The organism is Mucilaginibacter sp. SG538B (assembly GCF_013376065.1).
GTDB classification, from domain to species: domain Bacteria; phylum Bacteroidota; class Bacteroidia; order Sphingobacteriales; family Sphingobacteriaceae; genus Mucilaginibacter; species Mucilaginibacter rubeus.
On record NZ_JABMJI010000004.1, the window covers coordinates 19,883 to 32,674 of the forward strand.

Consider the following 12,792-nt stretch of genomic DNA (forward strand, 5'->3'; position numbering starts at 1 on the left):
CTTGCCTAAACCTATATATTGAGCGTTATAGGAGTAATTACAATAAAATTGGATATTATTGTACTACCTAATATATCTACGGTCATAATTAATGAAAAAGGCTTTAATAACAGGCATAACGGGTCAGGATGGCGCTTATTTAGCAGAATTTTTGCTGAAGAAGGGCTATGAGGTACACGGGGTTAAACGCCGCTCATCCTTATTAAATACCGACAGGATAGATCATTTATACCATGACCCGCATGAGTCGGGTGTTAAATTCAGTCTGCATTATGGCGACCTCACCGATTCAACAAATCTGATCAGGCTAATCCAGGAAGTTCAGCCCGATGAAATTTATAACCTTGCAGCACAAAGCCATGTAAAAGTGAGCTTTGAAACCCCCGAATATACCGCCAATGCTGATGGTGTTGGTGTACTCCGTATTCTTGAAGCAGTAAGGCTTCTTGATCTCACCAAAAAAACACGTATCTATCAGGCTTCCACATCCGAGCTGTATGGCTTGGTACAGGCTGTGCCGCAAAGTGAAACCACGCCCTTTTATCCACGCTCACCTTACGCGGTGGCAAAACTATATGGCTACTGGATTGTAGTTAATTATCGCGAAGCCTATGGTATGTATGCCTGCAACGGGATTTTGTTTAACCATGAAAGCCCGGTAAGAGGCGAAACTTTTGTTACCCGGAAAATTACCCGGGCAGCATCAAAAATAGCCCTTGGCTCGCAAAACTGTTTGTATGTAGGCAACCTTTCGGCACAGCGCGATTGGGGACATGCCAAAGATTATATAGAGGCGATGTGGCTGATGCTGCAGCAGGAAACTGCCGAAGACTTTGTAATAGCAACCGGTGTAACAACCACCGTCCGTGATTTTATCAGGATGGCTTTCATGGAGTTGGGTATCGAAGTTGAATTTAGCGGAAAGGATGAGAACGAGCGTGGGGTGATCATTGATATTGATGAGGAAAGGGCCATCGCGCTTGGATTGAACCTGGAGGCTTTGAGGTTTGGGCAAACTGTTGTAAAAGTTGATCCCAGGTATTTCAGGCCGACAGAGGTTGATCTGTTAATTGGAGATGCTGCCAAAGCTTATAACAAGCTCGGCTGGAAACCAAAATATGATTTGCAGGCATTGGTGACGGATATGGTACTGGCAGATCTGCAGCTGGTAAAAAAAGATGAATATCTGAAAAAAGGTGGGTTTAGCACGCCTAATTATTTTGAATAACCAAGTATAAAACCATATAAACCATTATATGAAGAGAATATTTACAAGCATTATTTTACTGCTTTTGATAAGCGGGTTTGCGAAGGCCCAGTCAATATATCAACCTTATAACTACCAGTTTTATCAGAAACTAAATGAGGATGTTTATTCCACCAAAACAAGGGTACACAGTTCATTAAAACCATTTATGGTTGATGACTCACTTTTGAAAGTTCACTATGACTCATTGATGAACTTAAACGATATTAAAGGGCGTTTTTTTAATGAACATCAGATTGATGTTAAAAGCAGCAACTCCACCTTCTATGCCGATCTGTTGCCCGACTTCAATCTGAGCCGTGATTTCTCAGGGAAAAAGAACACCAATTTTGGTACACTTGGGATCCAGTTGGGCGGTACCTTCGGAAAAAACTTTTCGTATAATGTGGCCGGATATGAAAACCGCGCGGTATTACCTAATTATTTACAAACCTACGTTAACCAGGTTGGCATAGCCCCCGGGCAGGCCTACGCCGGTATTTACGGCAATGAATACCGCTGGTCATATATCACGGCTAACGTTTCGTATACACCGATAAAGTTTTTGAACATCAGCGCGGGGCGCGATAAAACCTTTGTTGGCGATGGCTACCGGTCATTATTATTATCTGATTATGCATCGCCCTACCCATTTTTCAAGTTAACGGCTACGCTGGGCAATGTGCGTTATATGGCCATGTGGACTTATTTTAATGACCCGCTTTCGGTAAAAGTAGATAACGGGGACAGGAAAAAATTTGGTGTATTTCACTATTTAGACTGGAACGTATCTAACCGGTTATCACTCGGTTTCTTTGACGCGGTGATATGGGCTGCTAAGGATGATTTAGGCCATAAACGCGGGTTTGATTTTACTTACATCAACCCGGTGATATTTTTAAGGCCTGTTGAAGCTTCAAATGGCTCCCCCGATAATGCTTTGATAGGATTTACAGCTAAATATAAGCTAACTGATGGCATCACGGCTTATGGCCAGTTTTCGCTTGACGAGTTTGAGTCTTCAAGCTTCTTTTCAAGTAAAGGTAGCTCGCGCAATAAATACGGATTTCAATTGGGTGTAAGGGGGGCTGACCTGTTTAATGTTAAAGGCTTAAACTATTTGCTCGAGACAAATAATGTTAAACCATATACCTATTCAGAGCGTTCTTCGGTAATCAATTACACTGAAAATGGCGAGCCGATAGGACATCCCTGGGGCGCCAATTTCCGCGAGGTAGTTGGACTGCTTAACTATTCATATAAAAGGTTTGATTTTTCAGGGGAGCTTGACTATGGGCATTACGGGCTTGATATCAATGGCCTGAACTATGGTAAGGACCCCTTTCAGGGTTATCGTGACCCGGCAAGGGTATATGGCAACTACACCGGGCAGGGCCTAACCACCAATATGGTTTACCTGGAGGGAAAAGTAGCCTATTTGATTAACCCCAAGTATAACCTAAGGTTTGAGCTTGGCGGCCTGGTACGCCGTGATAAGAACAACCAGTTCAATGATAAAACATCGATGTTAACCTTTGGTATCCGCAGTTCATTCCGTGCTATATATAATGATTTGGCGAGCTATAAAGTTCATTAAATTGAGCCCTGCACGATTAAAGAATTTTAACAAAACATAAAAAGCGACCATCGGTCGCTTTTTATGTTTTATACGTAATAACAATTTTGCATTACGATGCTATCGTATTCACATTCCTTTTCTCTGCCATGTTACGTACTTGCCTGGCTATACCGTTGGCATCAAAGCCACAGTCGGCCCATAGTTCGGGCTGGTCGCCATGTTCAATAAACTTGTCAGGGATACCCAGGCGTTTAACCTGGATATTGGTATAGCCATTATCGGCCATAAATTCAAGTACCGCGCTACCCATGCCGCCTTCAACGCAGCCGTCTTCAACGGTAATTACTTTATTAAAGTTTTTGAATACGTCATGTAATAAAGCTTCATCAAGCGGTTTTACAAAGCGGAGATCATAATGGGCCGGGTTATAACCTTCGGCATTGAGTTCGGCAGTGGCTTTAATCACCTCGTTGCCGATAGCGCCAATAGACAGGATAGCCACATCATCGCCATCACAAACCTTACGGCCTTTGCCTACGGGGATGGCTTTGAACGGACGCTGCCAGTCAACCATAACTCCATTACCACGTGGATACCTGATCACGAAGGGCCCCATGTTTTCCTGCTGGGCAGTAAACATCAGGTTGCGTAGTTCTTCCTCGTTCATGGGGGCAGATACCACCATATTGGGGATACAACGCATGTAGGCCATGTCATAGGCGCCATGGTGGGTAGCGCCATCAGCCCCTGCAAATCCTGCACGGTCAAGGCAAAATACTACATTGAGCTTTTGTATGGCCACGTCATGGATCACCTGGTCATAAGCCCGCTGCATAAAGCTGGAGTAAATGTTGCAGAACGGAATGAGCCCCTGGGTAGCTAAACCGGCAGAGAAAGTTACCGCATGCTGCTCGGCAATACCTACGTCAAACGCACGGTTAGGCATGGCCTTCATCATCAGGTTTAATGAACAACCTGATGGCATCGCCGGCGTAATACCCATGATCTTAGGGTTTTGCTCGGCCAGTTCAATGATACTATGCCCAAACACATCCTGGTATTTAGGAGGCTGAGGCTTGTCGTATTTAGTTTTTTTGATTTCGCCGGTGATCTTGTCAAACAAGCCCGGAGCATGCCACTTGGTCTGGTCTTTTTCGGCAAGGGCATAGCCTTTACCTTTCACCGTGATACAGTGCAGTAATTTAGGTCCCGGAATATCGCGCAGGTCCTTTAAAACTTTTATCAGATGATTAACATCATGCCCGTCAATAGGGCCAAAATAACGGAACTTAAGCGCTTCAAAAAAGTTGCTGCGTTTAAGCAGGGTACCTTTAATACTTTTTTCGAGTTTTTGGGCTACTTTAAAGGCATCCGGGCCAATGGATGATAGTTTGGCCAGTACGTGGGCAATATCGTCCCTGAAACGGTTGTATGGCTTTGACGTGGTTATGTCGGTCAGGTATTCTTTCAATGCACCAACGTTAGGATCGATGGCCATGTTATTGTCATTCAAAATCACCAGCAGATTGGAGTTTTCAATGCCGGCATGGTTAAGTGCTTCAAAGGCCATGCCTGCGGTCATCGAGCCGTCGCCAATTACGGCTACATGCTGCCTGTCTGTTTCGCCTTTATAATGAGAGGCAACAGCCATGCCCAATGCGGCAGATATAGAAGTTGATGAATGGCCTACACCAAAAGTATCATATATGCTTTCCGAACGTTTTGGGAAGCCGCTGATGCCACCATGAATGCGATTGGTGTGAAACTCATCACGGCGGCCGGTAAGTATTTTATGGCCGTAAGCCTGGTGCCCAACATCCCAAACTAACTGATCGTATGGCGTATTAAGTACGTATTGTAGCGCTACGGTAAGTTCAACCACACCCAGGCTGGCGGCAAAGTGCCCGCCGTTAACTGATACTACGTCAATAATATACTGGCGTAGTTCCTTGCATACCTGTTCAAGCTCTGTTTCATTAAGTAGCTTTAAATCAGATGGATAATTTATTTTTTGTAATAAATTCCCGGCCGGTACCTGCATTGACATTCGTAAGGATATTTAACCTGCAAAATAAACTATTTATTGTTAAATTCAGGGTATATAAAGATATTAAATTACTTAACAAACAGGATATGCCAAACAAGACAGTTTGGTTAAGGCATATTATGATGATCAACAGAAGCAGTGGATTGTTTGTTTTTAAACCTGAAAGTCTGTGCTTTGCAGCTTAATTCTTACTGCGATGAATCCGGCCGAAATGTTTATTTTTGACCGGATTTTATGACCGACGATAGTTTTGCCATTAGGTTACCCCAGTTTGAAGGCCCGTTTGACCTGCTGCTGTTTTTCATTGAGCGTGATGAGCTGGATATCCACGATATCCCGATAGCCAAAATTGCCGATGATTTTTTGCACTTCCTGCACCAGATGTCAAGCCTCAATATGGAAATTGCCAGCGAATTTATTTTCGTGGCTGCAACACTTATGCGGATTAAGGCCAAAATGCTGTTGCCGCGTTATGGCACCGAAGAGGCCGGCGATGACCCGGACACCAAAGAAAACCTGATCAGGAAACTCATCGAGTATAAAAAGTTTAAAGAGGTGTGTGAAGAGATCAGGCCTATGGAAGATGAGCGATTTAAACAGGAAAAGCGCGGCAATATCAAACATGACCTCGAACAAGTTGAAAAAGTAGCCGTCCCCGGCGAAGAGTTATCCGAATTAACCCTTTACCGCCTTATGGTTGTTTATGAGCGGATGATCCGCAATTTCACCAGGCGCAGCGAGGAGGTGAAACACACGGTAGTACAGTATCCCTACACCATTGAAAAACAAAAGAAGGCAGTTGCCGATCTGCTCAAGATCAATAAAATGCTCGATTTTAAAGCAATCGCCAAAGAATCTGAAAACAAAGTTCATTTTGTATATAACTTTTTGGCGGTGCTTGAAATGTTGCAACAGGAGCTGATAGATATCCAGATTGGATTGGGTTATAATAACTTTTGGATTTCGCCAAAAGAGATATGAGACATTAGATTTGAGATATGAGACAGCCAAGTGTTTTAAAAAAGAGGAGGCCATCGGTTAGTTTATCGGAGGCTGATTTTTGGACTGATGTTCCAAAAGGAATTAAGCAGGCTATTCAAAAAGCCGAAGAACAACTTGATCGGGGTGAGGGCATTGCACATGATAAAGTGATGGAAAAAATAAAATCCAGATTTCTCAATCGGTGAAGTTGTTTGAGATTCAAAGAATAATTATGCGTTTAGGTCTGACGATTTATTCGCTGTAAACACCTGGGCGGCAAATAATATTGCGTTTATTTTAAGCCACGTAAAATCTAACATTACTCTTATCTCAAATCTCACATCTCACATCTCAAATCTATATCAATTGCGTAACTTAGCGCCGTTAAAAACACACAATGAAAAGAGACAAACTGATATTTAAGCTATTGGATGAAGAACAGCAACGCCAGGAAGAAGGCATTGAGCTTATAGCATCTGAGAATTTTGTAAGCAGGCAGGTTATGGAAGCTGCAGGTTCTGTTGCAACCAACAAGTATGCCGAAGGTTTACCGGGCAAACGCTATTACGGCGGCTGCCAGGTGGTTGACGAAATTGAAACCATAGCTATTGAACGCGCCAAGCAATTGTTTAACGCCGAGTGGGTTAACGTACAACCGCATTCTGGCGCACAGGCAAACGCGGCAGTTATGCTTGCTGTATTGCAGCCGGGCGATAAAATATTAGGTTTTGACCTTTCACATGGTGGTCACTTAACACACGGTTCGCCTGTTAACTTTTCGGGCAAATTGTATGAACCTCATTTTTATGGGGTTAAAAAAGAAACCGGCCTGGTTGATTATGACCAGCTTAAAGAGGTAGCCCTGCGCGAAAAACCGAAACTGATCATTGCAGGCGCGTCGGCTTACTCACGCGATTGGGATTATGAGTTTATCCGTAAGGTAGCTGATGAAGTTGGTGCGCTGGTATTGGCCGATATCTCGCACCCTGCAGGTTTAATCGCCCGCGGTTTATTGACCGATCCGCTTCCGCATTGCCACATTGTTACTACTACTACCCACAAAACTTTACGCGGTCCGCGTGGTGGTTTAATTATGATGGGTAAGGATTTTGAAAACCCATTTGGTATCAAAACCCCTAAAGGCGAAATCAGGATGATGTCGTCATTATTGGATATGGCCGTATTCCCTGGTACACAGGGTGGTCCGTTGGAGCATATCATTGCCGCTAAAGCAGTTGCTTTTGGTGAGGCTTTGAGCGAAAACTACATGAAATACATTGTGCAGGTTAAGAAGAATGCCGACGCTATGGCCGAAGCATTTGTGAAGCTGGGTTACCAGATCATATCTGGCGGTACGGATAACCACTTAATGCTGATCGATCTTCGTAATAAAAATATTACAGGTAAAGCTGCCGAAAATGCTTTGGTAACTGCCGATATCACCGTGAATAAAAACATGGTGCCATATGATGATAAATCGCCATTTGTAACCTCAGGCATCCGTGTAGGCACTGCGGCTATCACTACCCGCGGGATGAAGGAAAAACATATGGAGCATATTGTTGAATTGATAGATGCTGTAATTTCTGATCCTGAAAATGAACATTCTATCAAGAAAATCCGTAAAAGGGTTCACAAGTTAATGTACGACTTCCCGTTGTACAGAGATAAGGACTCAGAGTAAAAATGACACTAAGGCAGGAAGATCCATCAAGCATAGAAGATAAGCGCTTAGCAGCGCTTAAATCATACAATGTTTTGGATACCATGCCCGAAAAGGAGTACGACGCTATTACGCGCTTAGCCTCCTACATATGCCAGGTGCCGGCAGCGCTGATATCGCTGCTTGATGCCGAAAGGCAATGGTTTAAATCAACATACGGCGTCGACGTGGAGGAAACACCCCGCGCCGACGCTTTTTGCAACCGCACCATCCAATCCGAGGCGCTTCTTGAAATAACCGATTCTAAAGAGGACGAGGAATTTAAGGATAACCCCATAGCCAATGAAATGGGCGTACGCTTTTATGCCGGCGCCCCATTGATTGATCCGGACGGCCACAGGCTTGGCTCATTATGCGTGATTGATACAAAGCCGCGTAAGCTCACAGCCGAACAGCGTGATGCGCTCCGTACGCTGGCCGATGAGGTCATGTCGCACCTGCTGCTCCGGAAACAGAAGCTTGAACTGGAGCGAAATTTGAAAAGCCACCAGGAATTTCATGATCTTTTTGACAGCTCGCCGGATATTCATTGTATCATGGACAGGGATTTTAACATCGAGCAAATTAACCGCTCGGCCAAACCGGTTTTGGGTTATTTAGCTACTGAGGTTATCGGTAAACCCATCTGGAGTTTTTTCCTCGAAGAAGAACAGGCAAAATCGCTGTCGGTCCTAAAAAAAGGGTTGAGCAGGCAGCAACGCCATTTTGAAATAGAAGCAAATATTATAACACCATCGGGCGATATTAAATGCATTAGCTGGTCGGTAACTTTTAAAAACGATAAGTGGTTTGCCAGCGGGCGTGATATCAGCTATCAGAAAAAGGTGGCCAATGAACTGGCATTACTATCATTGGTTGCAAGTAAAGTTACCAGTGGTGTAGTGATCAGCAACGCGGCCGATGAAGTAATATGGACCAATGAAGCTTTTGAGCAGATAACAGGTTACTGCCAGGCCGATGTGGAAAACCGGCGTTTGCGCGATGTGCTTAAAGGCGTACCGCTGGATGCCGAAGCTGTAAAACGGCTGGATGAAGCCATCCGCAAGCAGGTATCTTACGAGGTTGACCTGTTGATAGATAAAAAAGATGGTGAACCGGTTTGGATCTCGGTATTTAACTCGGTGATCCGCGACAGCGCCGGGCAAACAGATAAATTTATCAGGGTTATTATTGATATAACCCAGCGTAAAAAGATTGAGCAGGACCTGGAGATCCTGTCCTTCGCGGCCCGCAAATCGCCAAGCGGTATCCTGATCCGCAGTAATACGGGCGAGGTGGTCTGGATGAATGAAGCCCTGGAGAGTATAACAGGTTATACGCTTGACGAAATGCGTGGTAAAATGTTTGGCACTATGCTGGTTGGCGAAGATACCGACCTTAATGTGTTTAACGCGGCAGTGAAAGCTGTAGAGGAAAAACGGGGATATGAAGTTGAAATAAAAGTTTATAAAAAGGACAAAACCCCAATCTGGATCTTTCTGTCAAATAGCCCTTTATTTAATGAAACAGGTAGTGTTGAAAGGCAGATAGCTGTCATGGTTGACATCACCGAACGTAAGAAAACCGAAGAACAGGTAACCATGCTTTCGTTAGTGGCCAGCAGTACTGCCAGTGGCGTGGTAATTAATAACAGCGATGGTAAGGTTGAGTGGGTCAATAAAGCCTTTGAGCAAATAACCGGCTATACTTTGCTTGATGTAAAAGACAACCATCTTGGTGATGTGCTGAAAGGGGAACTTACTGACGTATCTATTATCCAAAAGGCACGCGAGTTATCCCGCAATAAACAATCATTTGAGGTTGACCTGCTGGTTTACCGGAAGGACAGGCAGCCGTTGTGGATCTCGGTGATCAACTCGGTGATCATTAACAGCAAAGGCGAGGTTGATAAATATATTGAGGTTATCATTGACATAACAGCTAAAAAGAAGGCTGAAATTGAACTGATCAATGCCCGCGAGGAAGCTATACAGCTGAGCCGCGCCAAAGATATGTTCATATCGGTAATGAGCCACGAGATCCGTACGCCGCTGAATGCCGTAATTGGTATGTCGCATTTGTTACTGGAGGATGATCCGCTTGATGGGCAAAAGGAAAACCTTAATATTCTGAAATTCTCGGCCGAAAACCTGATGACACTGATCAATGATGTGCTTGATTTTGCCAAGATCGAAACCGGGAATGTTGAGCTGGAGAAGGAGCGGGTTGATTTAACCGAACTTGTTCAAAGCATAACAAGCTCCATGCAGTATAAAGCCGCCGAAAAAAATATATATATTAGCAAAAGCATTGATGAGGCCATACCCAAGGTGATTTTGGGCGACCGCACCCGGCTGATCCAGATATTACTAAACCTTGTTGGTAATGCCATTAAATTTACCGAAAAAGGCGGAGTTACCATCGATCTGAAAGTAATACAGCAATCAGAACAGGATGTGCGCATCAGGTTTGCAGTAATTGATACCGGCATAGGCATTGCTGCAAATAAACTGGGGACTATATTTGAGCAGTTTAAGCAGGCCGAACTGGATACTACACGCAAGTTTGGAGGTACCGGCCTTGGCCTCGCTATCAGCAAGCGGTTAATTGAACTGCATGACTCGCGCATAAATGTTGACAGCGTACCTGGACAGGGATCAACATTTTGGTTTACCATAGGTTTTAAAAAAGGAGATTACCAGTCAAACAGAAATAGTAATAACGTGGAAGAAGGACTTAAAATAAATGTTTTAGTAGTTGATGACAACCAGATTAACCGCCTGCTCATTAATAAGATATTAAAGAAATGGGGTGCCAGTGCTGATTTTGCCGAAAACGGCATTGAAGCTATTGAAAAGGTTGAAACCAACCGTAACTACAACGTAGTGCTGATGGATATCCACATGCCCGAAATGGGCGGTTTGGAAGCTACAGGCATTATCCGCGCTAAAACAGAAACTTATTTTCAGCAGTTACCTATCATTGCCCTTACGGCCTCTATGCTCAGCAACCAAATGGGCGAGATTAACGATGCCGGAATGAATGACTACATCCTTAAACCCTTTGACCCGAGGGTGCTTTATGATAAACTAAGCAGGTACCAGCAGCAGTAGGGGTTAGTGATTAGAGACTTGAGAGTAGAGGTGAGTTTGTTTAAATCCCCGTACTAAAACAGATGTCATTATAAGCGATAGTGCGGCAATCGCACGGAAGCGTGACCGCCCTGTATAGTATGCGATTGCCATGTCGAACCCCTGGCTCATTCCCATGTTGCTTCTCAACAATGACATGATTAGTATCCTACTCGATTATGGCCCTACACCGCATAAGCTATAGCTGCAATACTCAACTTCAAACCAGGAACTTTCAATAACTCCGCGCCGCAGGCTTCAAGCGTTGAGCCGGTAGTTACTATATCATCAACCAGCAATACATGTTTGCCTTCAAGTGCAGCCGGATCTTTAACCGCGAATACATGCTGCATATTCTCAAACCGGGCAAAGCGCGACCGTTGGGTTTGCGTTTTAGTGGCCACCGTACGTACAAGGCTGTGCTCATCAACTACCGCGTTTAATTTTTCGGCAAGGCCATGGGCAAAGCAGGCGCTTTGGTTATAACCGCGTTCGCGCAGGCGGCGTTTATGGAGCGGAACGGGAATAATTACATCAGCAGTGTTAAAAACATCATTTGCGGCAAGCTGTGCCCCTGCAATGCCTCCCAACAGATTGCCGATCTCCTGCATGCCTTTGTATTTAAAATGGTGCATCAGGTTCTGAATCTTTCCTCCTTTATGAAAATAATAAAGCGCGTAGGCGGCTTCCACATTAATTTTACCCCAAAACTGCTGGGCTACAATATTAGCAGGTTGCTGATGAAAATTGGTAAAAGGTAAATTGAAGCGGCAATCGCTGCAAATGATATGCTCACCTGCTACCAAGCTTGCCTGGCAGGCCGGGCAAAGCTCCGGGAACAACAGGGCGGCAAAATCTGAAAGGTAGGCACGCAGTAATTTCATGCCCTCAATTTAATATGGATTTTTTAAACTTCGGCCAGTTTATCTTTTTCTTTGATGGCAAGCTGACCGCAGGCAGCGTCAATATCCTTGCCGCGGCTGCGGCGGAGGTGCGTGTTAATACCTTGTTTGGTGAGGTAATCGGCAAATGCTTCAACTTTATCTTCGCCGGCGTTGATGTAGCTGGCAAAAGCAATAGGATTGTATTCAATGATGTTGACCTTGCAGGGCAGGTGTTTGCAAAATTTAGCCAGCTCCATAGCGTCCTGGATACCATCGTTCACACCATCAAAAATAATGTACTCGTAGGTCACCGGGTTTTTGGTTTTGGCGTAGTAATATTTTAATGCCTCGGCCAGGGCCTTTAACGAGTTTTGCTCGTTGATGGGCATAATAGTATTCCGTTTTTCGTCGTTTGCCGCGTGAAGGGAAAGGGCGAGATTAAATTTTACCTGGTCGTCGCCCAGTTTTTTGATCATTTTGGCAATGCCGGCTGTTGATACAGTAATGCGTTTGGCAGCCATATTAAGTCCATCCTCGGAGGTAATGCGCTCTATCGACTTCATCATGTTGGCATAGTTAAGCAATGGCTCGCCCATGCCCATGTAAACAATGTTTGATAAAGGCTGATTGTAGTTTTCGCGGGCTTGCTGATCAATTAAAACTACCTGGTCGTAAATTTCATCGGGGTTGAGGTTCCTTTTGCGCTCCATATAACCGGTGGCACAAAATTTACAGGTAAGGCTGCAACCAACCTGCGATGATACACAGGCCGTCATGCGGCCGGGAGTTGGAATTAAAACGCCCTCAATTAAGTGGTTGTCGTGTAAAATAAAAGAATTTTTTATAGTTTTATCAGCACTAACCTGTGAAGAATTAATTTTTACATTATTAATTACAAAATTTGCATCCAGTTTAGCACGGAGTTCTTTTGAAATATTGCTCATCTCGTTGAAAGAAAAGCAAGATTTTTTCCAAAGCCATTCATACACCTGTTTTGCCCTGAAGCCTTTTTCATCCATACGGATGAAATGCTCCTGTAAAGCATTCAGGCTCAGGCTGCGGATGTCAATTTTATCTTTTGTATTGTTCACAGTGCAAAAGTACTTAAATTTAAAAAAATCTATCTTTTTTTAAAGTCATTCTTTTTGGCTAATAAAAAACAATAACTAAAAGTTAATTGTACTTATTTTGCAGGACAGATTGTTTTGAAAAACGTTATGTG

The 12,792-nt window shown here is 44.0% G+C and carries 8 protein-coding genes; 5 read left to right on the forward strand and 3 right to left on the reverse strand.

The window, feature by feature from the left end; translation table 11 throughout:
* Positions 1-91 precede the first annotated feature (91 nt).
* Both gmd and FHW88_RS21075 read left to right on the forward strand, forming a co-directional pair.
* The gene (gene gmd, locus FHW88_RS21070; RefSeq protein ID WP_090534960.1) at positions 92-1,228 is read left to right on the forward strand and encodes a GDP-mannose 4,6-dehydratase; all 1,137 of its coding nucleotides are present in this window, start codon (positions 92-94) and stop codon (positions 1,226-1,228) included.
* A 28-nt stretch (positions 1,229-1,256) separates the two neighbouring features.
* Positions 1,257-2,843, forward strand: a complete 1,587-nt coding sequence (locus FHW88_RS21075) for a gliding motility protein RemB (protein ID WP_090534962.1) — start codon at positions 1,257-1,259, stop codon at positions 2,841-2,843.
* A gap of 91 nt (positions 2,844-2,934) precedes the next feature.
* Here the strand turns inward: FHW88_RS21075 and dxs are convergent, their stop codons facing one another.
* The gene (gene dxs, locus FHW88_RS21080) at positions 2,935-4,866 is read right to left on the reverse strand and encodes a 1-deoxy-D-xylulose-5-phosphate synthase (protein WP_176628083.1); all 1,932 of its coding nucleotides are present in this window, start codon (positions 4,864-4,866) and stop codon (positions 2,935-2,937) included.
* A gap of 240 nt (positions 4,867-5,106) precedes the next feature.
* Between dxs and FHW88_RS21085 the strand changes: the two genes are divergently transcribed.
* The 3 genes from FHW88_RS21085 (at position 5,107) to FHW88_RS21095 (ending at position 10,668) form a co-directional block, all read left to right on the forward strand.
* Entirely contained in the window at positions 5,107-5,853 is a 747-nt protein-coding gene (locus FHW88_RS21085) for a segregation and condensation protein A (protein ID WP_176627815.1), read from the forward strand.
* Positions 5,854-6,250: 397 nt separating this feature from the next.
* Positions 6,251-7,537, forward strand: coding sequence for a serine hydroxymethyltransferase (gene glyA / locus FHW88_RS21090; protein WP_090534972.1), 1,287 nt, complete (start codon positions 6,251-6,253; stop codon positions 7,535-7,537).
* Positions 7,538-7,539: 2 nt separating this feature from the next.
* Positions 7,540-10,668, forward strand: a complete 3,129-nt coding sequence (locus FHW88_RS21095) for a PAS domain S-box protein (RefSeq protein ID WP_176627816.1) — start codon at positions 7,540-7,542, stop codon at positions 10,666-10,668.
* A gap of 203 nt (positions 10,669-10,871) precedes the next feature.
* On the opposite strand, the gene FHW88_RS21100 is transcribed toward FHW88_RS21095, so the two are convergent.
* The gene (locus FHW88_RS21100; protein ID WP_176627817.1) at positions 10,872-11,570 is read right to left on the reverse strand and encodes a ComF family protein; all 699 of its coding nucleotides are present in this window, start codon (positions 11,568-11,570) and stop codon (positions 10,872-10,874) included.
* Between the two features lie 23 nt (positions 11,571-11,593).
* Positions 11,594-12,661 carry a 23S rRNA (adenine(2503)-C(2))-methyltransferase RlmN gene (rlmN, locus tag FHW88_RS21105; RefSeq protein ID WP_091174591.1) on the reverse strand — a complete coding sequence of 356 codons (1,068 nt, stop codon included), beginning with the start codon at positions 12,659-12,661 and terminating at the stop codon, positions 11,594-11,596.
* Between the last annotated feature and the right edge of the window lie 131 nt (positions 12,662-12,792).